The organism is Micromonospora sp. SL4-19, assembly GCF_047921475.1.
Lineage (GTDB): Bacteria > Actinomycetota > Actinomycetes > Mycobacteriales > Micromonosporaceae > Micromonospora.
On sequence record NZ_JBLROB010000031.1, the window covers coordinates 1 to 23963 of the forward strand.

Here is a 23963-nt window from a genome sequence, read left to right on the forward strand (position 1 = left end):
TCTCGAGGTGGAGGTTGCCCAGGGTGTGTGGCGGCAGCCTAAATCGACGACCTTCGGCATTTGCCGTGTGACATGTCACAGTTCGGTAAACCCGGGTTGGTCTGGGGCGGCTCGTGGCGGGGCCGGCGAGGTACAGGAACGTGCAGCGCCGGACGGGGCAGCCGGCCGATGTACCCGCAGTCCACCGGCTCACCCTTGTCCGACGGCGAGTGGAACTCCTCGCCGGTCTGCCGGTTCACCAGGTACAGGCCACCGACCATGCCTGGCGGCGGCACCACCTCGTGCGTGGTCTTAGGCCAAGCCCGAGCAAGGGTCGACAGCTTCTCGTAGGCGGCAAGCATCCGCAGCACTTAACGCGAAATCAAGGAAGCAACATGCCGGTGCATCCGCGATCGGCGTGAAGCCGCAGGTCGGAGCGGGTGAACGCGAGGAGGACCGACGGCCAATCCGCAGCGCGGTTACTGCCATCAAAGATCATCCGTTACCGCCGTTACCTGGGGAGATCTCCATCTCCCCAGGTCAACCGGTCGGGACGGCCGGATTTGAACCGACGATCCCTTGACCCCCAGTTTTACAACGATTCTGTCACGCCGTGTCGGAACAGCTCGATACATCCGCATACCCGGACAGAACGACACCCTGTATCACGTCCCAATGCCATCCGATGTCGGCCGCTCCCCCACCGGCGGGCGTTCGCCGTTACCGGGTCCGTTACGGCGAACGGTCAAGGACTCGCCCTGCCGTCCTATCCAGACCCGAGTGCATTCCCTGGTGTGGCTGGATGTCGAGGCGGTGGCCCGGTTCCCAGTCCAGGCCTTGGAGATGTTGCGCGGTCATCCAGCCGCGGCTCGACGGGACAGCCATCCCCAGCAGCACGTCCTGCGCGGCGGCGAGCACCGGCGGAGGAACATGAACAGGCAGTGCCGGCATCGGCCTCGAACACGGGCGGGGCCGGGTGGGTAGGGCGGCAGGTACAAGCCGGCCGGACGAGCTGTTCGCCGTGTGGGCGTGAACGTTGTGCCATGCCGGCGACATCGGCACATGCGGTCCCGTATTCGACGAGCTTGATGGCCGCGGGCCTGGGGCCGAGCAAGCCTCGCCTGTGGCCGTCCTGCAAGGAGGGGCGGGCATACTGCTGGTGCGTGACGGCCTGCATGGACCGAACGTCATCACCGCTGGGAAGTCTCTGCTGCTTCTCGTGGCGGTCAGCGGCGGTGAGGCGGTGCACCTCGCGCGCCGGCACGAGCCGCCGGAGCAGGGCCGTAGCGCCGTACCCGACCACTACCTCACGGCCGGAGACAGTGACCGGCAGGCAGTCCAGCGGCGGTATGACGTCGAGGCGCTGCGGGAGCCAATCTGGGAGCACACGACGATGTGCGGCCGGGCCTGGGCGCTGATGGTCGGCGGTGACGGCGGCACGCTGAGCAGGTACCGGGAGCCGGCGTTCCGACGTGCCGACGTGTCTCACGTTGATGGACCGTCTGTTTCCCGCGCCAGCGGTCGACCGCAGAGTCCCGGTCGTCGCGCAGGTGGTCGCCGACGTGGTGCGTGAGCACGGCTACGCGGAGGTTCGGGAGGTGCCCGGTGACCAGCTTGCCGCCCTCCGGAAGGAGATCCGCTCGCTGATCAGGCAGCAGACGGGCCACCCAGCCCAGACACTCGTTCACCGCGATCTCCTACTGGTGGTGTGTGATCCGCTGCGGGACCCGGAGGCGGAAATGCGCGCAGCGGCCGAGGCGGTAGGAGCAGTGCTGTTCGGAGATCAGCCACTGCCGGCCACGCGATCCGAGCGGCCATGGGCTGTCAGGTGGACCGCGTGGGACCTGGGGTAGGTGTCGGGTCGGCCTTCTGCGCGCAGGCCATTGCGGGTGCTTGAGCTGGATCTGCTCCTGACACGGCAGCAGCGCGCAGTCAGGTGGGCTGGTTACGGTGCTCGCCGCTATCGATCCTGCCCTCCCCCACGACCCGCATGCCGACGGCGGCGAGAAGGCATGCGGTGGTGACGGCGGCGAGTAGAAGGTGGTAGCCGCCGTGCGGTAAGAGCGTGGCGGCAAGCAGGGGTGCGGCGGCTTTGGCCGTGGTGACGGGGGCGGCGAGTCGTCCGGCGATGGTGGCGTAGGCGGTGGTGCCGTAGCGGTCGGCGAGGAGTGCTGGGGTGGCGAGGCTGGCGATGCCGAAGCCGAGTCCGAAGCCGGTAACGGCGATGACGGCACCTGCCCGGGTTCCGGCGACAAGGGGCATGGCAAGGACAGCGGCGGCTTGAACGGCGAAGACCGCGGCCACAATGTGCGTGACCGGCAGCCGGCGTCGTGCGCCGGTGAGCACGAGTCGTCCGGTGACGGACAGGACGCCGAGCAACCCGGCTGTAGTGGCGGCGAAGGTAGCGGGATGGCCGCGGCTGGTGAGGTAGCCGACAAGGTGGACACCGATGGTGCTGGTGGCTGCGCCGTGGGCGATGAGGGCGGCGGCGAGAATCCAGAACCGGAGATCGTGCATGGCGGCGCGGGCAGCGGCACGCCGCGTGAGGTGGTCTGGTCGCGCTGCGGGGATGGGTGCCGCGATGTGCGGGGGTTTGCGAATGGCGAGGGCGTGCAGCGGCACGGTCACGGTGCCGTGGATGGCAGCGAGCGTGAGCAGTGCGCCGCGCCAGCCGATGTGGGCGACCAGGTAGCCGGTGAGGGGCATGAAGATGGTGCTGGCGAACCCGGCGACGACGGTGACCGCGAGGAGGGCGGTGGGGCGCCGGTCGGGGGTGAACCAGGAGACGATGACGGCGAAGGCAGGTTCGTAGAGAACCATGGCGCCGGTGATTCCGATGCCGATCATGACGGCGTAGAGCTGCCCGATGCTCTGGACCTGCGACCAGGCGACCAGCAAGGCGGTGGCGGTGATCGAGCCGGTGGTCATCAGAACTTGTCCGCCGTGCCGGTCCAGCCACCTACCGACCGGGATGGCCATCAGCGCGCCGGCAAGGACGCTGGCGGTCAGGGCGCCGGTGACGGCGGTGGTGGAGGCACCAAGGCTGGCTGCCATTGGGCCGAGCAGGACGGCGTAGGCGTAGTAGAGGGTGCCGTAGCCGATGGTGGAGGTGATGGCGAGGGCGGCGACGATACGCCACCCGTGGGTGTGGTGCCCGCCGACCGTGTGGTCGGCGGGCACCGTGGGGGCGGTGGTGGGCATCAGCTGCTGCAGCAGCCGCCGGTCTGGCCCTCGTTGGCAGTGTCGAGGGTGATCAGGGTCAGCGGCGCGGACAGCAGTCCACCGGAGATGCCGGTGGCGAGTCCCTTGCCGGCCGGCTGGGCTGTCGGGGTGGGGCCGCAGCAGCTGTCGGTGCCGGTGGAGTCGGCGGGGTTGCTGTTGCAGACGCCGGTTTCGGGCAGGTCGAGCTGGACGTCGCGGGCTGCCTGCCAGTCGCCGGCGAGTGCGGCGATGACCGAGCGGACCTGCTCGTAGCCAGTGGCCATGAGGAAGGTGGGCGCGCGGCCGTAGCTCTTCATGCCGACGGCGTAGTAGCCGGCCTCGGGGTGGGCCAGTTCGTCGACGCCGTGCGGCGGGACGGTGCCGCAGGAGTGCTCGTTGGGGTCGATCAGCGGGGCAAGGGCGCGGGTGGCGCCCATGACCGGGTCCAGGTCGAGGCGCAGTTCGGCGGCGATCGAGTGGTCCGGGCGGAAGCCGGTCGCGGCAACGATCCGGTCGACGATCACCTGCTCCTCGCTACCGTCGGCGTGGCGCACGACCACCGCGACGCGGCCATCGGTCGGGGTGAGGGCGTGGACGGAGAAGCCGGTGAGCAGCCGGATCCGGTCGGCGTCCACGTGCTCACGCAGCCGGGAACCGAGTGCGCCGCGGGCGGGCAGCGCGTCGGCGTCCCCGCCGCCGTAGGTACGCGCCGGGCTGGCCGAGCGGATCGCCCAGGTCACCTCGGTGCCCGGCTCAGCCGCGGCCAGCTCCGCCAAGGAGAGCAGGGTGTTGGCGGCGGAGTGGCCGGCGCCGACGACCAGGGTGTGCCGGCCGGCGAACCGGTCTCGGTCGGTGCCGAGCACGTCCGGCAGGGCGTGCTCCAGGTACGCGGCCACGTTCTTCTCGCCTCGTGCGGGGAGGCCGGAGGCGCCGAGGACGTTGGGGGTGCCCCAGGTGCCGGAGGCGTCGATGACCGCGCGAGCGAGCACCTCTTCGCCGTCGGCGAGGCGGATCAGGAACGGCGCCTGCTCGCGGCCAGCGGTGCGCAGCCGATCCAGGCCAAGGCGGCTGATCGCCTCCACGCGTGCGCCGTAGCGCAGGTGCGGCTTGAGCTGCGGCAGCTCCGCGAGGGGCTGCAGGTAGTCGGCCACCAGCTCCGCGCCGGTGGGCAGCGCGTCCTCGGCCGGGGCAACCCAGCCGGCGTCGTCGAGCAGCCGGCGGGCGGCGGGGTCGATGTTGTACCGCCACGGGGAGAACACCGGCACGTGCCCCCACTGCCGCACCGCCGCGCCGGCGGTGTCACCGGCCTCCAATACAAGGAAGGGCAGGCCGCGCTCGTGCAGGTGGGCGGCGGCGGCGAGTCCGACCGGCCCGGCGCCGATGACGGCGACGGGCAGCTGGTCCAGAGTGCTCATCAGACAACTCCTTATGTTGAGGTTCATCAAATCAGCAGTGCGTGGTGAGCCGCCGGTTTACCGGGGCGGCGGCGGGTGTCAGGTGATGGTGAGGCTGCGGCGTTCGAGGAGGATCACGTCACGCCAGCGGCCGTGGTGGCGGCCGACGCGTTCGCGGATGCCGATCACGCGGAACCCGGCGCGCTGTGCAGAGCGAGGCTGGCGGCGTTCTCCGGGAAGACACCGGACTGGACGGTCCAGATCCCGGCAGCCTCGGTGGACGCGATCAGGGCATCGAGGAGAAGCCGGCCGGCGCCTCTCCCCTGGGCGGCGGGGTCGATGTAGACGGAGTGCTCGACGACGCCGGCGTAGACGGCGCGGGTCGATGTGGGTGATACGGCGACCCAGCCGATCAGCTGGTCGTCGGCAGCGACGGCGACGAAGCGGTGATCGGGCAGCTTGCCGGCGTCGAACGCCGCCCACGTCGAGGCGGTGGGTTCGAAGCTGGCGTCACCGCTGTCGAGGCCGGCCTGATAGATGGCGAGGACCCGCTCGGCGTCGTCCCCGGTCATGGGGCGGACAGTGAGGTCGGCCATCAGCAGGCTCCGTTCGGATGGGGGGCAGGGCGGCCCATGACGACGTCGGCGGCCGACGGGAAGCAGCCGACGCAGCCGTCGTTGATGCGGTAGTGGCGAGCGGTGCCGACCGGCTCGACGAGCACGAACCGCACCTCGGTGAGGATCTTCAGGTGTTGGGAGACGGTGGACTGGGCCAGGCCGACGGCGGCGACGATCTCGCCGACGCTCATCGGTCGGGCGTGCCGGGCGAGGTACTCGACGATCTGCACCCGGGTCGGGTCCGCGAGGGCCCGGAACCACGAGGCGTAGGTCTGCGCGGTGCCCCGGTCGAGGAGGTCGCCCACCACCAACTCCTTCTATCGTCTATCGCCGATTGGCGATGAAAGTGTAGCGGGCGTGGTCGCGGTGAGGTGGGCGGTCGCGACGACAAGGCGGGCGATCGCGGCCAGGGTGGCGGGATCAACCTTGTCGGGGGTGTCGGCGGGGCTGTGGTAGCCGCCCATGCCGGCACCAATGCCGACCGCGGCGAAGCCCGCGCCGCCGTAGCGGCGGTTGTCCGATGCCACTGGGCCCGCCGTGAGGGGGACGCCGGTGTGCCGGCCTGCCTGGTCGAGCAAGGCGAGGAGGCGATGAGCAGGTCCGCCCGCCTCGACCGCCGCCGCCCCGTCGAGGCGGCCGGCACCGTCGACGTTGACGACCAGGGGCGCGGGACCCTGGGTGCGGAGCTGGGTGGCGTGATGGGCGGAGCCGAGCGCGCCGACCTCCTCAGCGTCGAGCAGAGCGACGCAGAGCCCGATGCCGTCGGGGAGTCCACGGGCGAGGATTCGGGCGGCTTCGAGTACCACGGCGACGCCGGTGGCGTTGTCCGAGGCGCCAGGTAGGCGCAGGCCCGGGTGGTCGCCGACACCGTCGTAGTGGGCGGTGAGCAGCAGGTCGGTGCTGCCGGGGACCGGCTCGCGGAGCTGGGCGTGGATATTGGTGCCGGTGACATCATCGCGGCGCAGCGGCGTGGCACCAGCCAGCCAGCCGTGGCCCGCGGCGGCAGCGGCGAGGACGACGTGGTGGGTGTCGGGGTCGAGGGCCAGCACCGGTAGTGGTCCCGGATCTGGTCCAGCGAGCATGGTGAACTGCCAGCCTTCGACATCGACGGCGCGGCGGACCAGCAACCCGGCGGCGCCGCAGGTGTCGCGGTAGGCGTCGAACAAGCTCATCTCGGCCGGCACGACCAGCCACCGCCCCGCCGGGTCATCCTTGCCGGCGACGCCGAGGGCACCGCGGCGGGTGTCGGCGGTGTCGGCGGAGGCGGGGTGGATCGCGACCTGTCGGCCGAACACCAGCGGGGCGGAGCCGCTCCGGTCGCCCCAGGTGACCGTCGGTGTCTCGTACACCTGCGGCACGGCACGGACCGGGAACTCCTCGGTGCGGACGTCGGCGCCGAGGTCGGTGAGCTGGTCGACGAGCCAGGCCCGGGCTGCCGCGCCGCCGGGCGAGCCGACGCGCCGCCCCGCCATGCGGTCGCCGGCGAGGACACCGATGGCGGCCGCCATCCGGTCGGCGCTGACCCAGCCGAGCAGATCCTGGAGCTCGTTCGGGATGGTCATGAGCAGCACCCCTGTCCGGAGGTGACGGCGTCGGCCTTGGCCTGGGTGCCGCAGCACGAGTCGGCGGCTTGGGCGGGCTGGCGGGTGCCGCAGCACGGGTCACCGCTGGCGGTGTCGCCGGCCGGCGGGAGGATCCCGCCGACGGCCTGTGCGGGGCTGCCGCAGCAGGCGCCGGAGCCGGTGACCTGCAGTGCGGCGGCGGGGTTGCCGGTGAAGCCGCCAGTGGTGGGGGTGATCTGGCTCATGTCGGGTCCTTCCTCAGCGGGGGCTGATCAGCGTGTAGGCGGTGGCGCGGACGCGGTCGAGGCGGCGCTCGGCGCGCAGCGCGTGGGTGGACACCTGGGCGCAGGAGTCGCAAAACCGGACACCGGCCAGCGACGTCCGGGGGCGGCGGATCGAGCCGAACATGGTGGTCCCCTTTCCTTTGGGACGCCTTGTCTTGACGCCCGTCGAATCAAAGGCTTGCACGATAATTAGAGGGATGTCAACCTAGAGGCATGTCGAAGCAAAAGGAGTTGCTGCCCGTCGTCGATCTGAACGCCGAGGCGCCGTGCTGCCCGCCGCTGGCGCAGCGCCGGGTTCCGCCCGAGATGGCCGCGGTGCTGGCACCCGCGTTCAAGGCCCTCGGTGACCCGGTACGACTGCAGCTGATGTCGATGATCGCCTCCGCCGAGGACGGGGAGGCGTGCGTGTGCGACCTGACCCCCGCGTTCGACCTGACCGGCCCGACGATCTCCCACCACCTCAAGACGCTGCGCGAAGCAGGCCTGGTCAACGCCGAGCGGCGTGGGACGTGGGTCTACTACCGGGCGCGGCCGCAGATCCTGCGCCAGCTCGCCGCGCTGCTGTCGATCGAGCCGGCAGGCGCCTCCCGGGCCTGACCCGGCCGCGCCCCTACCGCCGTCACGTGCCGGCGCCGTCCGTGGCTCGATCCGCTTTCATGGCCGACGTCGGCCACGGGTGACCGGAGGGCGTGTCGCGCCGCTGGCGAGAAGAGCGGGGTCGCCGGCCAGCGTGTGCGGCGACAAGGGCTGCCATGACGAACGCGGCGTCGCGCCCGACACCGCGCAGGGTGTTCGAGGCGAAGGATCGCTGGAACTCCAGACCCAGGTAGACCAAGCCGGGATGGGTGGTGGAGATCCCGGCCACCTGCCCGGGCACGCCGCGGTCAAGGGTGCCGAGAGGGGTGAGGTAGTCGAGGTCGGGGCGGTAGCCGGTGGCGTAGATGATCGCGTCGATCGATTCTGTTGTGCCGTCGCTCCAGACGACGCCCTCGGGCGTGAAGCGAGTGAACATCTCCCGGCGGGGAAGGACGCCTGAAGTGACGGCGGCCTGGTAGCGGCCGGGGTCGAGCACGGTGGCGTGCCGGACGAGCCGGGTGAGGACCGCGCGCGGGAGACGGTCGGCGCCGGTGACGCGTAGCCAGTGGTGCAGGTCCCGCCCGCGGATGCGCTGCGGCAGGAACCGGACCGCCTCGCGGGTCGCCAGCGTCACGCGCGCGTGCGTGGCGAGTTCGTAGGCGACCTGAACGGCGGAGTTGCCGGCACCCACGACCACCACACGCTTGCCGTCATACGCCTCAGGCCGGCGGTAGTCGGCGACGTGCCGCAGGTCCCCGCCGTAGTCGCCCTGCCCGGGCAGGGCCGGCAGGTACGGGTTGCCGAAGGAGCCGCTGGCGGCGACGACACCCACCGCGGCGAGCTCGTCGCCGGTGTCGGTGCGGACCAGGTATCCACCGTCGGGACGGGCGTGCACGGCGACCGTCCGCGTGCGAGTGCAGATTTCGGCGTCGAGCGCTTGGGCATAGCGGCGCAGGTAGGAGGTGACCTCGTCGCGGTGCGGATAGCGGTCGGGGTCGCCGTCGAAGGGCATGCCGGGCAGTGCGCTGTAGCGGGCGGGCGAGAAGAGGGTGAGGCTGTCGTAGTAGTCCGGCCAGGAACCGACCGGGTCGGCGCCGGCGTGCAGGACGACGGGTCGCAGCCCGGCGGTCAGGGCTGCTCGGGCGGCAGCGAGGCCGGACTGGCCGCCGCCAATGATGATCACAGGATCGGCTTGAGCGGTCACGACACGATCATATCGTCATTTCGTTGAATGACAATATGAATGGGACGAGGAAGGGTGTGACCATGAGCCAGACCGCCGACCAGCCGACCGGGCCACAGAACGCCGCCGCGCCGGGCCTCGCGCCACAGACGCAGGAGTTCCTCAAGGCCCTCGGCAGCACCACCCGGCAACGGATCATGATGCTGTTCGCCCGCGGCGCCGAGATGTCCGTCGGCGAGGTGGCCGAACGGATCGGCATCAGCCAGGCCACAGCGTCCCAGCAGCTGACCCTGCTGCGACGCGGTGGCGTGGTCACCTGCCGCCGGGACGGCAAGACGGTGTACTACCGGGCCGATCGTGATGGCGCGCTCGCCGCCCTCGCCGACTTGCAGTCCTACCTCGCGACCTGCTGTTGAATAGGCCACCAACCGGATACGTGGCGGTCCCCAGCGCCCACGGCCCGGAGGCTGCGCCTTCCCCCAGGGTGCGTGCAGCAGCTGTGGGCCTGACGGCCTAGCTGTGAATTGTGATGGTGCCTGCGGTGCCGTCGACGGTCACGAGCTGCCCGGGACGCAGTCGTTGGGTGGCGTCGCCGGTGCCGACGACGGCGGGAATGCCGTACTCGCGGGCCACCAGCGAGGCGTGTGCGGCCAGGGTGCCGCCGTCGGTGACCACCGCGGCGGCGCGCGCGAACAGCGGTGTCCACGCCGGGGCGGTGGCCTTGGCGACGAGCACCTGGCCATCGGCGAAGGCCTCAAAGTCCTCCGGCCCGTGCACGATGGCGACGGTGCCGGTGACACGGCCGGCAGAGGCCGGATGCCCGACGATCGCCCTCGCCGGTTTCGACCGCGCCACGGGCTGCACGACTGCGTGGACCACGCCGACGCCGCGAGCAGATCCTCGCCGAACTACGCGATGGACTCGACCACGCCGTCAGCGACCACGTGACCGCCGGCCTGCCCGAAGGTGAGGCAGTCATCGCCGCGATCGCTTGGTTCGGCAGCCCGCAATCGGTCGCGGAGGCCTTCGCCGGGGAACTGGCCACCGCCTACGCCCGGCGCACCATCGCCTGGTACATCGCCACCGGACCCCTCGTGGGCATCTGGTGGCTCCTGCTCCTACAGTCACACCCGTGGCGCACCGGCCTCATCGCCCTACTGGCCGCGATCCCTGCCATTCCACTGATCGTCATCGCGATCGCCACCGCCGCCGGAACCCTCGCCACCACCGGCCGCCTCATGCGCTGGCTACCCGAAGCCAGCCCCCGACACGCATTCGCCGCCACCATCACGCTCGCCGCCCTCGCGCTCGCCGGAGACGTCACGGTGATCGCGACCTACCTCCGGTCAGATGTTCCGGCCTCGGCACTGGCCGTCTTCGCCGTCGCCGCCACCTCACTCGGATCGCCTGCAGCCTTGTCGCGACCAGCCACGCCGCGCGGTACTCCGCGGCCACCCGTGGCGGTCCACCGCCCACGCCGTCAGACGATCACGACGGTCACCAGTGAAGCGTTCGGAGGCTGGCTCCCATGCTTCGGATGTTGGTCCTGCGACCGCCGGGAAGACCAAGCCGAGTCGCAGCCGCACGGCTTGGTCTATGAGCATCCCTGTCCTGTGCCAGCCCGCCGCGCTGCTGACCCCACCGTCCCCTGCCGACCGAACCCGGCCACGCACGACGGGCACTACCTGCATTCCAGCGCCGGAGCCTCGGACACGTGACACGTAACACTGGGCTTGCATCCAGTACCCAGGTACAGGCTTACCGTCGTGGTGTGAGTGACCACCACATCCCGACACACGACTCCTGGGTGGCGGATACGTGCACACTGCCGACGGCGGAACGGCCGCTGCGGCTCGCCGAGTTCGATCAGTTCTTCACCGCTGCCGTACGCGCCGTCGACCGCATGTCGGCGGGGCACCTGCGGTTGCGGCTCGACGGTGCGGCGCAGGTGGAGGTGACGGCGCGGGATCTGACGGCCCGCGAGTCGTCGTGCTGCTCGTTCTTCACCTTCGACCTTTCACGCACTGATCCTGACTCGTTGACCCTGGATGTCCAGGTACCGGCGGGGCACGTCGACGTGCTGGACGCCCTGGCCGCCAGGGCCACGGCGGTAACGGGCGAAAGATGAGCGGATCGGGACTGCGCAGCGGCCAGCTGGCCGACGCTGCCGGGGTCAACTTGCAGACGCTGCGCTACTACGAGCGCCGGGGACTGCTCACCTCGCCTCATCGGTCACCGGGCGGGCATCGGCTCTACCCGTCCGAGACGGTCACCCTACTGCGGGTCATCAAGACCGCGCAGCGCCTCGGCTTCACCCTCAACGAGGTCGCCGACCTGCTCGACGCTGGCCAGCACCAGCACAGCAGCCGACCGGACAGCAGCCTGCAGGCCCGCGCGAGGGAGAAGCTCATCGAGGTCGAGCAGAAACTGGCAGACCTGACGGTCATCCGCGACACCCTGCGGGCCGCCATCTCGGCCGGCTGTGACGACCTCATCGCCTGTGCCGGCAGTTCCTGCTGCCCACTGCCCTTCGCTGAACTCGCCGAAGGGACTCCCCGTGCCGACACCTGCTGACCGGCTGCGCCGCCTGCTCCCCTCCGGCTTGACCGGACTCGCGGGGGCCGCCTGCGCCGCCTGCTGCGTCCTGCCGGCCCTGCTCGCGGCCGGGGTTCTTGGTGGTGCCGGCTGGGCCGCGGTCAACCACTCTCTGCCCGGCGTCGCCGTCGCCCTTGCCGTGCTCGCCGGGCTGTCCTGGTGGTGGGCCAGCACACGCCGCCACGCGACCGGCTGCGCCGGCGGCAACTGCTCCTGCAAGCAGGGTGATCAGCAGGACCGTGAGGTGCTCCCGCTACGGTCCGATGCATGACGGTTGCTCGCTCGATCCTGCTGTTTCTCCTCGCCGCGCTCGCCGAGATCGGCGGCGCCTGGCTGGTGTGGCAAGGCTGGCGGGAGAACCGAGGGCTGCTGTGGATCGCGGCCGGCGTTGTCGCGCTCGGCTGCTACGGCTTCGTCGCCACCTTCCAGCCCGACCCGAACTTCGGCCGCATCCTGGCTGCCTACGGCGGCGTCTTCGTCGCCGGCTCCCTCGCCTGGGGCATGGTCGTCGACAAGTTCCGCCCCGACCGCTACGACCTCATCGGCGCCGCCATTTGCCTCGTCGGCGTCGCCGTCATCATGTACGCCCCGCGCAGCAGCTAACGGACAGCCGCCGTCAGAGGCGCGAGTGTTCCTTGACGCCTGCTCACACTGCTTGCCAAGACGCATCCCGTGGCGCACTCGTCCTTGACGAACGGCACATAGCTCAGCAATAGTTGAGTCAATGAACGCTGAGCTTGCTTCCCTGACGGAGCGCGCACGGATCCACGCCGCTCTCGGCGACCCGGCGCGCCTGGCGATCGTGGACGCACTCACCCTGGGCGACGCCTCCCCCGGGGAGATCGCCCACACCCTCGAGATGCCGACGAACCTGGTCGCCCACCACGTCAAGGTCCTCACCGACGCTGGCCTGGTCGTCAAGGGCCGCTCCGAGGGTGACCGGCGCCGCACCTACCTGCGGCTGCGCCCGGAAACCCTCGCCGCCCTCGCCACCCCGCGACTGTCCGGGATCGGTCGAGTGGTGTTCGTGTGCACTCACAACTCGGCCCGCTCGCAGTTGGCCGCCGCCCTGTGGAAGCAGCGCACCAATGGCGCCGTCGCCTCTGCTGGCACGAAGCCAGCGGTCCGGGTCCATCCCCGCGCGGTCGCGGTGGCCCACCGTCACCACCTCGACCTCGACCCGACCGGCACCGCCCACGTCACCGACGTCGTCCGCGGGGATGACCTGGTGATCGCGGTGTGCGACAACGCCCACGAAGAGCTGGCCGGCCCGGTCCGCCCCCGCCTGCACTGGTCCGTCCCGGACCCAGTGCGGGTGGACACCGACGAGGCGTTCGAGGCCGCCTACGCCGACCTCGCCGATCGGGTTGACCGGCTCGCCCCCGCCGTCCTGCCCGGAGGTCCCCGATGACCGACACGACCGCCTACTCGCAGCAGGAGATCACCCTCGACCAGCAGGTCGCCCTGCACACCGCGGCGACCCGGCTGGCCGAGGAGTTCGACGGCATCTACGGCACCGAGACCATCGAGAAGTTCCTGCACAGCAGCTACGACCAGTTCGCCACCGCCGCCACCATTCCGAACTATCTGCCTCTGCTGGCCGAACGGTTCGCCCGCCAGCGCCTGCGGGCCCTGGCCCGGGTCGAGGGTCACCACCGCGACGGCCGTCCCGTGGTGCTGTTCCTGTGCACCCACAACGCCGGCCGCTCCCAGATGGCCCTGGGCTTCTTCACCCACCTGGCCGGCGAGCACGCGATCGCCTTGTCCGGCGGCAGCGAACCCGGCACCGAGATCAACCCCGCCGCGATCGCGGCGATGGCCGAACGCGGCATCGACATCTCCGAGGAGTTCCCCAAGCCCTGGACCGACGAAGTCGTCCGCGCCGCCGATGTCGTGGTCACCATGGGCTGCGGCGACGCCTGCCCCGTCTTCCCCGGCACCCGCTACGAGAACTGGACCGTCGAGGACCCCGCCGGTCTCGACCTGGTCGGCGTGCGGCCGATCCGGGACGAGATCGAACGCCGGGTCCGCCGGCTCCTCGACGAGTTGAACGTCACCACCACCTGGTAACCGTCACCCCGGCTCGCCCGGGGTCCCTCCGATCATGGAAGAGAACACATGACCATCGCACTTCGGCGGCGCCTGCTGGCCGAGTTCCTCGGCACCGCCCTGCTGGTCACCGCCGTGGTCGGCTCCGGCATCATGGCCACCACCCTCTCGCCCGGCGACGTCGGCCTCCAGTTGCTGGAGAACTCCACCGCCACCGTTTTCGCCCTCGCCACGCTGATCCTCATCTTCGGACCGATCTCAGGCGCCCACTTCAACCCGGTCGTGTCCGCCGCTGACTGGTTCCTCGGCCGCCGCGCCGGAACCGGCCTCACCGCCCGCGACCTGGGCGGCTACGTCGGGGCCCAGGTGCTGGGCGCGATCGCCGGATCGGTACTGGCCAACCTCATGTTCGACCTCGCCGCCGTCGACTTCTCCGGCAAGGACCGCGCCGCCGGGCACCTCTGGTTGGGCGAGGTCGTCGCCACCGCCGGGCTGATCCTGCTGATCTTCTCCCTCGCCCGCTCCGGCCGCGCCGCCGTCGCGCCCGCCGCCGTCGGCGTCTACATCGGCGCTGCCTACTGGTTCACCTCCTCCACCTCGTTCGCCAACCCGGCAGTCACCATCGGCCGGGCGTTCACCGACACCTTCGCCGGCATCGCCCCCGCCTCCGTGCCCGGATTCGTGCTGGCGCAGCTTGTTGGCCTCGCCGTCGGTGTCGGCCTGCTCGCCGCCCTCTACCCCGACGCCGGCGCCGCCGCCGACCAGGTGGTCGTTCCCACCGACGAGGACGCCGCCATCAGCCGCCGCTCGTGACACCGCGCCCACCCCACACCAGCACGGCTGAGCCTTCACCCGGCTTCGTCAACCGACGATACGGTCCCGGCCGCTACCGGCTGGTCGACCGCAACAGCACCCACGACCACGTCCCGTCCGACAGCGTCGACGACGCACCGGTCAACCGACCCCACGACCCGTACAGCATGAAAGGCACCTCATGAGCACCAAGCCCAGCGTCCTGTTCGTCTGCATCCACAACGCCGGCCGCTCCCAGATGGCCGCCGGCTGGCTACGCCACCTCGCCGGCGACACCGTCGAGGTCCGCTCCGCCGGCTCCGCCCCCGCCGCGACGATCAGCCCCGCCGCCGTCGAAGCCATGCGCGAGGTCGGCATCGACATCACCGACCAGACCCCCAAGCTCCTCGAATACGAGACCGCCGAATCCTCCGACGTCATCATCACCATGGGCTGCGGCGACGCCTGCCCCGTCTTCCCCGGCAAGCGCTACGAAGACTGGAAACTCGAAGACCCCGCCGGCAAGGGAGTCGACGCCGTACGCCCCATCCGCGACGAGATCCGCACCCGGGTCGAAAAGCTCGTCGCCGAGCTGCGCGCCACCGCCTGACACCACCCTCGTTCCCGCCCACCGAGGCCACCCACCCGGCGGCGGCTCACCGCCCTGCCCTGAGCCCGTTCGCCCGAGGCCTGGCCCATGCTGGCCGGGCCTCGGGCCCGTCGGCCGGATCCAGCCAGGGCTATCCGGCGAGGCGGCCGGTGATGTCGGCGACCGTGGCCTTCGCCGTGCGGCCGGCGCCCACCAGCGTGGCCGACGCCGGTCCCGTCCAGTCGCCATAGCCGACCAGGTACAGGCGGGGCTCGTCCACCGACCGGGTGCCGTCTGTGGCCACCTTGCCTTCCTGCCACCCGGGCAGCAGCGGCGCGAGGTGCGGGAGGTTGGGCCGGAAGCCGGTGCACCAGATGACGGCATCGCAGGGCTGCTCGGTGCCGTCGGGCCAGCGCGCACCGTGTGCCGTGAGCCGCGCGAACATGGGTCGGGCGTGCAGCACCTCGCGATCCCGGGCGTCGCGGACGCTGGGAACCATCACGATGTCCCCCAGGTCGCTGACACCACCACCGGCGCCACCGGCAGCCGCGCGGGTGGCCACCCCGAACAGCACACGACCGTCCACGTCGTCCGGCATGAACCGCGCCGGGCGCAAGGTGACCCAGGTGGCCTCGGCGAACCGCGACACCTCGGCCAGGATCTGCGCCGCCGAGTTACCCCCACCGACGACCACCACCCGCTGTCCACGGAACTCCTCCGGCGAGGTGTAGTCCACCGTGTGCAGCTGCCGGCCGGCGAACTCCTCGCGGCCAGGGATGTTGGGCACGTACGGGCATTCCCATGTACCGGTGGCGGAGATGACGTACCGGGCCAGCCACCTCCCGGCGTTGGTCTCCACCGCCAAGAAATCCCCGGCCGGCCGCACCTCGTGTACCCGGACCGGCCGGCGCACCCGCAGGTCATACCGCTTCTCGTACGCGCGCAGGTAGTCCACCACGTGCCCGGCGGTGGGGAACTCCTCCCCCTCCTGCCGCGGCATCCCCCACCCCGGCAGCGGGCTGTACTCCGCCGGCGAGAACAACCGCAGGGAGTGCCAGTAGTGCTGCCACGCCCCGCCCGGCTGTGGCTGAGCGTCGAGGATGACGTAATCCAGACCGGCGCGGCGCAGGTAGTAGCCCGCCGCCAGGCCTGCCTGCCCGCCCCCGACGACCACCACGTCACACGATCCGGGCACCCTCTGCACCTCCACTGCGTCCGTCGATCATCATGCCGAGTAACCCACAACACCGAGACGTTGGGCTACGTGGACACTCGCTGCTTCCGACCGCGGGCACAGCAGGGGTGGGTCATCACGGTTCCCACTCGCAAGCTGGCGGCGACCCGGTTCCGGCCAAAAGATGGTGTTCGTGGAACTATGGAAGGCGTGGGAACTGCGAAAACTGCTACACCTGCTATCTCGCCGCTTGCTGGCGAGCCGATCAAGCGTGCCGATGCCGAGCGGCTCGCGGGAGTGCTAAAGGCGTTCGCCGACCCGGCCCGGCTGCGACTGCTCAGTCTGATCCAGTCCGCCCCGGAGGGCGAGGCGTCCGTCAGCGACCTCACCGCGCCGCTGGGTCTCTCCCAGCCGACCGTGAGTCATCATCTTCGGATCCTCACCGAGGCCGGCCTGCTCGAGCGTGAGAAGCGGGGCGTCTGGGCGTACTACCGGCTCGTGCCGTCCGCGATCGCGGCGATAGCCGACCTGTTGACCCCGCCCCGCAAGCGGGCGACGAAGAAGGCCCGCTGAGCCGCACTGCCGAAGGCGCTTCTCACCGTGGCGATACCAGAGCAGCGTCAGCCAAGCGGTGGTTGACGGCGGCCGGCGCTTGGCGCGTCAGGACGGTGGAGGCGGTCGCCACGTTCCTGGGCTGGGGTTGGGGCAGTTCTCATCGGGTAGGGCGTCGGCCATGGTGACCAGCTCGGCGCGGAGGGCGGCGAGCCGACTCATCTCGGCGTCAATGTCGCTGATGCGTCGGCGTAGCAGGTCGGCGGCGGGCTCGCACGGGCATGCGCCCGTGTCGCGTACGGCGAGCAGGTTCCCGATGTCGGTCAGGGCCAGGCCGAGCCGCTGCGCGCCTTGGATGAACTGAACCCGGTCAAGGGTGGCCGGTCCGTAGCGGCGGTGAGAGCCAGCGGTGCGCTGCGGGGCGGGCAGCAGGCCGATGCGCTCGTAGTAGCGGATCGTGTCGGCGGTGACGCCGGTCCGGCGGGCTACCTCGGTGATCGTCCAGGTCGTCCGCGGCGGAACGCTGGTATCGGGCATGTCACTGGTCGTCTTCCCGATCGGGGTTGATTCTGGAGTCGACTCCAAGTTCTAGCGTAACCGCATGAACGATTACCCCGTCTGGTCGTCGCTGGGCGGGGCGAGTGTCGGGAGGGCTGCCATGAGCCAAACGCTTCCACCACCTTCGGCGTCGCCGAAGCGCGACGTCGTGCTGCCTGTCACGGCGGTGGCACCGGCTGCGGAGGTGGGCGGCTGCGGTTGCGACGACGCGTGCGCACCGGCGGGGCGTCCGTCGGGCCGGTTCGGGTTCGCCCGGCCGGTGCTGACCCTGTTCGGCCTGGTGGTGGGCCTGGTGCTGCTGGTCGTCGTGGTGGGCGAATGGCTCGGGGTGTTCGACCGGCTCACCGACCGGGTGCCGTTCTGGGTGGGCTTGGCGCTGGTCGCCGCAGGCGGCTTCCCGATCTTCGCCAATGTGGCTCGGGCGGCGTGGCAACGGCGGGTCACCTCCCACACGTTGATGACCGTCGGCGTGATCGCCGCCCTGATGGTCGGCGAGTCGCCGGTCGCCGTGGTGGTGGTGTTGTTCATGCACGTGGCGAACTACGCCGAACGGTTCACCACCGAACGCGCCCGCCGCGCCGTACGGGAACTGACCGCCCTCGCCCCGAGCACCGCCCGAGTGGAGCGTGCCGACGTCGAGGTCGACGTGCCGGTGGAGCAGGTCCGCGTCGGGGAAATCGTCGTGGTCCGGCCCGGCGAGCAGATCCCGGTCGACGGCACCGTGATCTCCGGGCACGCCACCATCGATCAAGCCGCGATCACCGGCGAGTCCATGCCGGTCGAGGCAGGCCCGGGCGAGCGGGTGTTCGCCGCCTCGTTCGCCCGCCTCGGCGCGCTGCGCGTGCAGGCCACCGCCATCGGCAGGGACTCCACCTTCGGCCGAGTCATCGCCATGGTCGAGCAGGCCGAGACCCACCGGGCGCCGGTGCAGCGCATCGCCGACAAGTTCTCCGCCTACTACCTGCCCGTCGTGGCAGTCGTGGCCGCCGCCACGTACCTGCTCTCCGGCAACACCCTCGCCACCGCCGCGGTACTGGTCGTCGCCTGCTCCTGCTCCTTCGCCATGGCCACCCCCGTTGCCGTGCTCGCCTCCGTCGGCGCGGCGGCGCAGCGCGGCCTGCTCATCAAGGGCGGCCGGTACCTCGAACTGCTCGCCAAGGCCGACGTGCTGCTCATCGACAAAACCGGCACCCTGACCCTGGGCCGGCCACAGATCACCGACATCGTGCCCCTGGACGGACGCACCGAAACCGACCTGCTCACGGTCGCCGCCTCGGCGGAACGCTACTCCGAACACCCCCTCGCCGCAGCGGTACGCGCGGCTGCCGCCGCCCGCGGCCTGCCGCTGGCCGAGCCGGACGACTTCGCCGCCATCCCCGGCCACGGCGTGCGCGCCACCATCCACGGCACGCCCGTCACCGTCGGCGGGCTGCGGATGGTGCCACACGCCGCCGACCACCCCCGAGTGCGCCAGATGACCGCCGCCGGGAAGACGCTGCTGGCCGTCACGTCCGACGACCGTCTCATCGGAGTGCTGGCCGCCGCCGACACCCTGCGCCCGGAAATCGAGACCACCCTCACCCAACTACGGCGACTCGGCCTGGCCCGCATCGAACTGCTCACCGGCGACAACACCCAAACCGCCGCGCCGCTGGCCGACCGCCTGGGCATCGCCTACCGCGCCAACCTGCTCCCCGAAGACAAAATCGCCGTCGTGCGCGAGTACCAAACCGCCGGACACCGAGTCGTCATGGTCGGCGACGGCGTCAACGACGCCCCCGCCCTCGCCCAAGCCGACATCGGCATCGCCATGGGCGCCGCCGGCAGCGACATCGCGATCGAAGCCGCCCACATCGCGCTCATGCGCGACGACTGGACCCTGGTCGCCGACGCCGTACGCATCGCCCGCCGCACCGCCCGCGCGATCCGCGTCAACATCGGCTTCACCGCCGGCTACAACGCCCTCGGCCTCACCCTCGCCGCCACCGGCATCCTGCCAGTGATGCTCGCCGCAGCCGCCCAATCCGTACCCGACCTCGGCATCCTCGCCAACTCCGCCCGCCTGCTACGCCACCGCCAGCCGTTCCCGGGCCGTCGGTCTGCCGCTCGCCGTCGGACCACCGCACGGTGACCTGGTGGCCGGCCCGCTCGGCCAGGACGGTCGGCGGGGCGTCGGCGACCACCCGGCCGCCGGCCAGCACCACCACCCGGTCGGCGAGGGCCTGCGCCTCGTCCAGGTAGTGCGTGGTCAGCAGAATCGTGGTGCCGGTCCGGATCAGCTCCCAGAACGCCCGCCGGGCGGCCAGGTCGAAGCCGGTGATCGGCTCGTCGAGGAACACCAGGCGCGGGTCGCCGACCAGGCCAACGGCCACGTCCAGCCGGCGCCGCTGGCCGCCGGAGAGCTCGCGGACCCGGGTCCAGGTCCGGTCGGTCAGCCCGACCACCTCGATCACCTCGGCCGGGTCGCGGGGTGCGGGGTAGTAGTGGGCGAAGTGCCGGACCGCCTCGCCCACGGTCAACTCGCCGAGGTCAGCGGCCTCCTAGAGCACAATGCCGATGCCGGACCGCCAGTCCCGGGCAGCCCGGTCGAACCGGCCGACCCGCCCCGGTCCACCCCGAGCACGGTCACCTCGCCGCCGTCCCGGCTCCGGTGTCCTTCCAGGATCTCCACCGTGCTGGTCTAGCCTGCGCCATTGGGGCCAAGCAGGGCGACCACCTCGCCGTACGCGATGTCCAGGTCGATCCCGGCCAGCGCGGTGCGCCGGCCGGGCCGCTTGTGCATCCGCGTACCCGAACCGCGGGGGATTCCGTCATGTCCCGATGCTCCGCCCGCCTTCCTCCTCGCCGGCGTCGACACAATCGGACCCAGCGTTGCACGGACTATTCCAATAAGCCGCCTCGGCGACCCACCCAGCCCGGTGCCCGATCCCGTCACGGCGTTGCTGCACCGCCTGATCAACGACGCTCCCGCAGGCCACGGCCACGCGTGGCTATTCCCCGGTCGCCTGCCCGGCCAACCTCTCGCCTACTCGGCCCTGCACCGTCGGCTACGCGATCTCGGCCTTCCGCTCGTCGAGGCACGCGTCTCCGCGCTGCGTCAACTCGTTCTCCAAGCACCGGCGCCGGTCATCGCCGACGCACTCGGCTTTCACCAGACCGCCACCACCCGACAGAACGCCCACGCTGGTGCTACCTGGAGCCGCTACCCGTCCGGCGGCCGGTAGTGACTGCTGCGGCCTCACCGCCGCAGCACTCGCACCACACGCCTGCCAGCTCACCACGAGCGCAGGACGCACCCGCGCGGCTTCGGGTGATCAACATCGACAAGGCCGGGCCACCGCCACCCATAGGGTGACGTCTGTGAGCACGCCGACGCAGACCGTCCAGCACCGCACCGTCCGCGCATCCCTACCCCTGGCCTTCACCGGCGGAGCCGCCGTCGGGATCCTCGGCGGCATGATCGGCCTCGGCGGCGCCGAGTTCCGTCTCCCACTGCTGATCATGCTGTTCAGCTTCGCCGCGCTCCAAGCCGTCATCGTCAACAAGGCGTTGAGCCTGGTCGTGGTCCTCACTGCCCTGCCCGCCCGGCTCGGCGCAGTGCCCTGGGCGACGCTGACGCCACACTGGAGCATCGTGATCAACCTGCTCGCTGGCAGCCTCGGCGGCGCCTGGGCCGGCGCCACCTGCCACCCGGATGCGCTCAGCCACCCTCTACCGGGTCCTGGCCGGTCTGCTCGTGCTCATCGCCGCCGCGCTACTCGCCAACCACGTCGGCACGCTGCACCACCTCGCGATGCCCGCCGCCGCTGTCGTCGTCGCTGGCGTCGTGGCCGGGTTCTTCATCGGCGTCGTCGCCGCCATCATGGGAGTCGCCGGCGGCGAACTGCTGATCCCAACCATCGTGCTGCTGTTCGGCACCGACATCAAGATCGCCGGAAGCCTCTCTCTCGCCGTGTCACTACCGACGATGATCGTCGCGTTCGCCCGCTACAGCCGCGACGGCAGCTTCAAGGTCCTACGCCAGCACACCCGGCTCGTCATCACCCTCGCGATCGGCTCGATCGCCGGTACCATCCTCGGCGGCCTGCTCCTCGGAGTCGTTCCGGAAGCCGTACTCGTCCCCGGCCTGGCCGCGCTACTACTCCTGTCTTCGATCAAGGTCTGGCGACACTCGACCACGGAGTAAACCCCGCTCCACCGAGTAACCATGGACCAGCCCAACCCAAAGCACTCGCACCAAGCGAATACGCACGGCTGCCAGTGGGAGTCACTGACTTGACTGCCGCCAGGATCCGACGGCGCCCGATCCTCGGCGGGCTGATCAACGAGTATTCGCAGGCAGCGTAGCCGAACCGGCTTTACGAGCCCCACATGGTCAACACAGCCTCCCGGCAGAGGACGCGAAGGCTTCCCATCCCGGTTACCAGCCGACGATCAACTACAGGGATAGGCGGATCATCTGCAAGCGCGCGTCGTAATACCTGTCAGCCGGAGCGATCAGGCAAGCGCACGCGGTCGCGGACGCGGTACCGCGACCGCGCGCCGGGACGGGAGCCCGCACGGTGCCAAGGCCGGTATGGTCCCCGATGGCAGCGGTCGCGCGTGGACGTCGGGAGTGACGGGTGTTCCTGTGGGTGCATTACACGGACATGGTCACCGCGTTGCTGGCCATGCCCATCGCCGTGGCAGCGGGCTGGGTCGTGATGCATGTGCCGGCCTCACAGGGCTCGGGGCCCTCACGGGTGTGGCGCCTGCTGTTTGGGCTGCTGCTCGGCGGTGCTGCGCTGCGGGTCGTCGCCGCTCTGCTACTGCTGCCAAACGGGTGGGACTTCGCCGGGCCGAGGCTGGCGTTCGCCGGCCCGGCGCTGGTGGTGGCCGTGACGGTTTTCTGGTTGTGGGTGCGCCCGATGCTGCGCTCGCCAGGCGGTAAGTGGCGGGTAGCCCCATGGCCCGGCGACTACTGGGCGGTGGCGGCCGCGGTAGGTGGGGTGTTGGTGGCCAGCGCGGCGCAGCTGGCCGGTCTGCGAGCCGCTGCGATGACGGGAGTGGGAGTGATGGGCGCTGCCGCGCTGGGATCGGCGAGGCGGCGGACCCGGAAAGACCGGGCGCCAGCCGGCCGCTGGTGGCGCACCCCGGCCAAGGGCGCTCTCGGGTTGGCGGTAGCAGCCGCAGTCCTCGTCGCATGGTCAACCGCCAGCCAGCTGCCGGCACGCCACAGCATGGCCGGCGGCCCCGTCGACATCGGCGGCGGCAGCATGATCGGCCACAGCCACCACGGCGGTGCCAGTGTGACCACGTTGACCGGCACCGACACCGAAGGCGTTCCGGCACGCCGGTTCACCCTGACCGCGCAGGCCGCCATGGTCGAGCTGGACTCGGGCCAGCGGGTGGAGGCATGGACGTTCAACGGCATCGCTCCTGGCCCGCAGCTGCGGGTCCGGCAGGGGGACTTGGTGGAGGTGACGCTGGTCAACCGGCTACCCGGCGTCGGGGTGACCCTGCACTGGCACGGCGTGGACGTGCCCAACGCAATGGACGGTGTGGCCGGGGTGACCCAGGACGCCGTCGCACCAGGAAGCCGTTTTGTGTACCGCTTCCGGGCCACGCAGGTCGGCACCTACTGGTACCACTCCCACGAGATGTCATCCATCCAGGTACGTCGAGGCCTGTTCGGGGCGTTCGTGGTCCTGCCCGCCGACGCGCCCGAGCAGAGCGACACGGTGGATGAGACGGCGCTGCGGCACACCTGGGTCGACGAGGACGGCGTCGCGACCCTCGGCGTGACCACCACCGTGCAGCGGCGACAGGTGCCGGCCGGCAGGCAGGTACGGCTACGGCTGGTCAACACCGACGGAAACCCCGCCACCTTCACCCTGACCGGCGCCCCGCTGCGGGTCGTCGCGATCGACGGCACCGACGTACACGAACCGAACATCCTCAACGGGGTGCGGATCCTGGTCGGCGGCGGGGCCCGCTACGATCTGGCGTTCACCATGCCCGACCAGCCGGTTGTCCTACGCGCAGACGGCCCGACGATCGTCTACAGCCCCGACGGGAACGCCGGTCCAGGCCGCGAAAGCCCGGTGCCGGCCGTGCTGGACCCCGCCCGATATGGCACCCCCGCCGGCACACCGTTCGGAGCGGACAGCCACTTCGACCGGCGTTTCACGCTCCGCGTCGACGAGCGGCTCGGCTTCTACGACGGCCGCCCGGCGGTCCGGTACACGCTCAACAACCGGTCGTTCCCGGACGTCCCGATGCTCATGGTCTCCCCCGGTGACCTGGTCGAGGTCACCTACGTCAACCGCAGCGGCCAGCACCACCCGATGCACCTGCACGGCCATCACATGCTGCTGCTGAACCGGGACGGCCGGCCTACGACCGGAAGCCCGTGGTGGGTCGACACCCTCGACGTCGGGCCAGGCGAGACCTACCGGGTGGCGTTCCGGGCGGACAACCCCGGGATCTGGATGGACCACTGCCACAACCTCGAGCACGCCGCCAACGGAATGATCCTGCACCTGGCCTACACGGGCATCACCACGCCCTTCCAGACCGGGCATGGCACGGCCAACCATCCGGAATAGCACTGCCGGGAAGCGTTCCCTCGACGCGTAACCATCACGCGGCCGGTCGCGCGGGCAGGTAGGGCAGCGTTTCGCGCACGGGGTTACCACAACACCAGCGCCCCGCGCCGCCGCTCCGCTAGCTAAGCCGACCATCACACGAGGAATGCCGACCCGAACATCCCGGTCCGCGGACGAGCCCGAGGGCGAGGCCGGCGAGCAGGTCGAAGCCAAGGGCGCGGGCCTACGCCGAGTCGAAGGAAGCGACGAGTGGCTCCGCGCCGGCGAGGTC

Annotated in this window: 25 protein-coding genes and 3 pseudogenes; 16 read left to right on the forward strand and 12 right to left on the reverse strand. The window is 70.8% G+C overall.

The annotated features are described in order from the left end of the window. Positions 1 to 1911: 1911 nt before the first annotated feature. From ACNAVT_RS26415 to ACNAVT_RS26445, 7 genes and pseudogenes are all read right to left on the reverse strand, one after another. A complete protein-coding gene (locus ACNAVT_RS26415) occupies positions 1912 to 3180 on the reverse strand; it encodes an MFS transporter (RefSeq protein WP_416300048.1) in 1269 nt (422 codons plus the stop codon). After that, the gene (locus ACNAVT_RS26420) at positions 3180 to 4595 is read right to left on the reverse strand and encodes an FAD-dependent oxidoreductase (protein WP_416300050.1); all 1416 of its coding nucleotides are present in this window, start codon (positions 4593 to 4595) and stop codon (positions 3180 to 3182) included. The genes ACNAVT_RS26415 and ACNAVT_RS26420 overlap by 1 nt, the downstream gene beginning before the upstream one ends. A gap of 78 nt (positions 4596 to 4673) precedes the next feature. Continuing rightward, positions 4674 to 5170 (reverse strand): annotated as a pseudogene (locus ACNAVT_RS26425) (GNAT family N-acetyltransferase). Beyond that, positions 5170 to 5496, reverse strand: a complete 327-nt coding sequence (locus tag ACNAVT_RS26430) for an ArsR/SmtB family transcription factor (protein ID WP_416300052.1) — start codon at positions 5494 to 5496, stop codon at positions 5170 to 5172. The pseudogene ACNAVT_RS26425 and the gene ACNAVT_RS26430 overlap by 1 nt, the downstream one beginning before the upstream one ends. A 12-nt stretch (positions 5497 to 5508) precedes the next feature. Next, positions 5509 to 6753, reverse strand: coding sequence for a M28 family metallopeptidase (locus ACNAVT_RS26435; RefSeq protein ID WP_416300054.1), 1245 nt, complete (start codon positions 6751 to 6753; stop codon positions 5509 to 5511). Further along, complete coding sequence (locus ACNAVT_RS26440) at positions 6750 to 6998, reverse strand: hypothetical protein (protein WP_416300056.1); 249 nt, start codon at positions 6996 to 6998, stop codon at positions 6750 to 6752. Before ACNAVT_RS26440 ends, ACNAVT_RS26435 begins: the two co-directional genes overlap by 4 nt. A 13-nt stretch (positions 6999 to 7011) precedes the next feature. After that, positions 7012 to 7161 carry a hypothetical protein gene (locus tag ACNAVT_RS26445; RefSeq protein ID WP_416300057.1) on the reverse strand — a complete coding sequence of 50 codons (150 nt, stop codon included), beginning with the start codon at positions 7159 to 7161 and terminating at the stop codon, positions 7012 to 7014. Between the two features lie 89 nt (positions 7162 to 7250). Between ACNAVT_RS26445 and ACNAVT_RS26450 the strand changes: the two genes are divergently transcribed. Continuing rightward, positions 7251 to 7634, forward strand: coding sequence for an ArsR/SmtB family transcription factor (locus ACNAVT_RS26450; RefSeq protein ID WP_416300059.1), 384 nt, complete (start codon positions 7251 to 7253; stop codon positions 7632 to 7634). 22 nt (positions 7635 to 7656) lie between these two features. Here the strand turns inward: ACNAVT_RS26450 and ACNAVT_RS26455 are convergent, their stop codons facing one another. Then, positions 7657 to 8817, reverse strand: a complete 1161-nt coding sequence (locus ACNAVT_RS26455) for a flavin-containing monooxygenase (RefSeq protein ID WP_416300061.1) — start codon at positions 8815 to 8817, stop codon at positions 7657 to 7659. A 62-nt stretch (positions 8818 to 8879) separates the two neighbouring features. Between ACNAVT_RS26455 and ACNAVT_RS26460 the strand changes: the two genes are divergently transcribed. After that, a complete protein-coding gene (locus ACNAVT_RS26460) occupies positions 8880 to 9212 on the forward strand; it encodes an ArsR/SmtB family transcription factor (protein WP_416300063.1) in 333 nt (110 codons plus the stop codon). Positions 9213 to 9309: 97 nt separating this feature from the next. On the opposite strand, the gene ACNAVT_RS26465 is transcribed toward ACNAVT_RS26460, so the two are convergent. Further along, positions 9310 to 9573, reverse strand: a complete 264-nt coding sequence (locus tag ACNAVT_RS26465) for a PEP-utilizing enzyme (RefSeq protein WP_416300064.1) — start codon at positions 9571 to 9573, stop codon at positions 9310 to 9312. An 89-nt stretch (positions 9574 to 9662) separates the two neighbouring features. On the opposite strand from ACNAVT_RS26465, the gene ACNAVT_RS26470 reads away from it, so the two are divergent. The 9 genes from ACNAVT_RS26470 (at position 9663) to ACNAVT_RS26510 (ending at position 14842) form a co-directional block, all read left to right on the forward strand. Continuing rightward, complete coding sequence (locus ACNAVT_RS26470; RefSeq protein ID WP_416300161.1) at positions 9663 to 10514, forward strand: permease prefix domain 1-containing protein; 852 nt, start codon at positions 9663 to 9665, stop codon at positions 10512 to 10514. A 53-nt stretch (positions 10515 to 10567) separates the two neighbouring features. Further along, positions 10568 to 10924: a hypothetical protein gene (locus ACNAVT_RS26475; RefSeq protein ID WP_416300065.1), complete on the forward strand. Its 357-nt coding sequence runs from the start codon at positions 10568 to 10570 to the stop codon at positions 10922 to 10924. Further along, positions 10921 to 11370, forward strand: coding sequence for a MerR family transcriptional regulator (locus ACNAVT_RS26480; protein ID WP_416300067.1), 450 nt, complete (start codon positions 10921 to 10923; stop codon positions 11368 to 11370). The genes ACNAVT_RS26475 and ACNAVT_RS26480 overlap by 4 nt, the downstream gene beginning before the upstream one ends. Further along, positions 11354 to 11662 (forward strand): hypothetical protein, encoded by a 309-nt coding sequence (locus ACNAVT_RS26485; protein WP_416300068.1) that lies wholly within the window; start codon positions 11354 to 11356, stop codon positions 11660 to 11662. The genes ACNAVT_RS26480 and ACNAVT_RS26485 overlap by 17 nt, the downstream gene beginning before the upstream one ends. Continuing rightward, complete coding sequence (locus ACNAVT_RS26490; protein ID WP_416300070.1) at positions 11659 to 11994, forward strand: YnfA family protein; 336 nt, start codon at positions 11659 to 11661, stop codon at positions 11992 to 11994. The genes ACNAVT_RS26485 and ACNAVT_RS26490 overlap by 4 nt, the downstream gene beginning before the upstream one ends. Positions 11995 to 12115: 121 nt before the next feature. After that, entirely contained in the window at positions 12116 to 12802 is a 687-nt protein-coding gene (locus ACNAVT_RS26495) for a helix-turn-helix domain-containing protein (RefSeq protein WP_416300072.1), read from the forward strand. Further along, positions 12799 to 13461 (forward strand): arsenate reductase ArsC, encoded by a 663-nt coding sequence (locus tag ACNAVT_RS26500; protein ID WP_416300073.1) that lies wholly within the window; start codon positions 12799 to 12801, stop codon positions 13459 to 13461. The genes ACNAVT_RS26495 and ACNAVT_RS26500 overlap by 4 nt, the downstream gene beginning before the upstream one ends. A 48-nt stretch (positions 13462 to 13509) precedes the next feature. After that, on the forward strand, positions 13510 to 14253 hold the full coding sequence (locus tag ACNAVT_RS26505; protein WP_416300075.1) for an aquaporin: 744 nt from the start codon (positions 13510 to 13512) through the stop codon (positions 14251 to 14253). A gap of 181 nt (positions 14254 to 14434) precedes the next feature. Then, positions 14435 to 14842, forward strand: coding sequence for an arsenate reductase ArsC (locus tag ACNAVT_RS26510; RefSeq protein WP_416300077.1), 408 nt, complete (start codon positions 14435 to 14437; stop codon positions 14840 to 14842). Between the two features lie 130 nt (positions 14843 to 14972). On the opposite strand, the gene ACNAVT_RS26515 is transcribed toward ACNAVT_RS26510, so the two are convergent. Then, positions 14973 to 16016, reverse strand: coding sequence for an ArsO family NAD(P)H-dependent flavin-containing monooxygenase (locus ACNAVT_RS26515; protein ID WP_416300079.1), 1044 nt, complete (start codon positions 16014 to 16016; stop codon positions 14973 to 14975). Positions 16017 to 16196: 180 nt separating this feature from the next. Between ACNAVT_RS26515 and ACNAVT_RS26520 the strand changes: the two genes are divergently transcribed. Continuing rightward, positions 16197 to 16568, forward strand: coding sequence for an ArsR/SmtB family transcription factor (locus ACNAVT_RS26520; RefSeq protein WP_416300080.1), 372 nt, complete (start codon positions 16197 to 16199; stop codon positions 16566 to 16568). A gap of 87 nt (positions 16569 to 16655) precedes the next feature. Here ACNAVT_RS26520 and ACNAVT_RS26525 read toward each other — a convergent pair whose 3' ends face one another. Beyond that, entirely contained in the window at positions 16656 to 17084 is a 429-nt protein-coding gene (locus tag ACNAVT_RS26525) for a heavy metal-responsive transcriptional regulator (RefSeq protein ID WP_416300082.1), read from the reverse strand. Positions 17085 to 17205: 121 nt separating this feature from the next. On the opposite strand from ACNAVT_RS26525, the gene ACNAVT_RS26530 reads away from it, so the two are divergent. Next, positions 17206 to 19236, forward strand: a complete 2031-nt coding sequence (locus ACNAVT_RS26530; RefSeq protein ID WP_416300084.1) for a heavy metal translocating P-type ATPase — start codon at positions 17206 to 17208, stop codon at positions 19234 to 19236. 247 nt (positions 19237 to 19483) lie between these two features. Here the strand turns inward: ACNAVT_RS26530 and ACNAVT_RS26535 are convergent. Then, positions 19484 to 19618: pseudogene (locus ACNAVT_RS26535) on the reverse strand (ABC transporter ATP-binding protein); the annotation flags it as partial. 847 nt (positions 19619 to 20465) lie between these two features. Between ACNAVT_RS26535 and ACNAVT_RS26540 the strand changes: the two are divergent. From ACNAVT_RS26540 to ACNAVT_RS26550, 3 genes and pseudogenes are all read left to right on the forward strand, one after another. Next, positions 20466 to 20729 (forward strand): annotated as a pseudogene (locus tag ACNAVT_RS26540) (hypothetical protein); the annotation flags it as partial. Between the two features lie 112 nt (positions 20730 to 20841). After that, positions 20842 to 21291: a sulfite exporter TauE/SafE family protein gene (locus ACNAVT_RS26545; RefSeq protein ID WP_416300086.1), complete on the forward strand. Its 450-nt coding sequence runs from the start codon at positions 20842 to 20844 to the stop codon at positions 21289 to 21291. 436 nt (positions 21292 to 21727) lie between these two features. Beyond that, the gene (locus ACNAVT_RS26550; protein ID WP_416300087.1) at positions 21728 to 23692 is read left to right on the forward strand and encodes a multicopper oxidase family protein; all 1965 of its coding nucleotides are present in this window, start codon (positions 21728 to 21730) and stop codon (positions 23690 to 23692) included. The last annotated feature ends 271 nt before the right edge of the window (positions 23693 to 23963 follow it).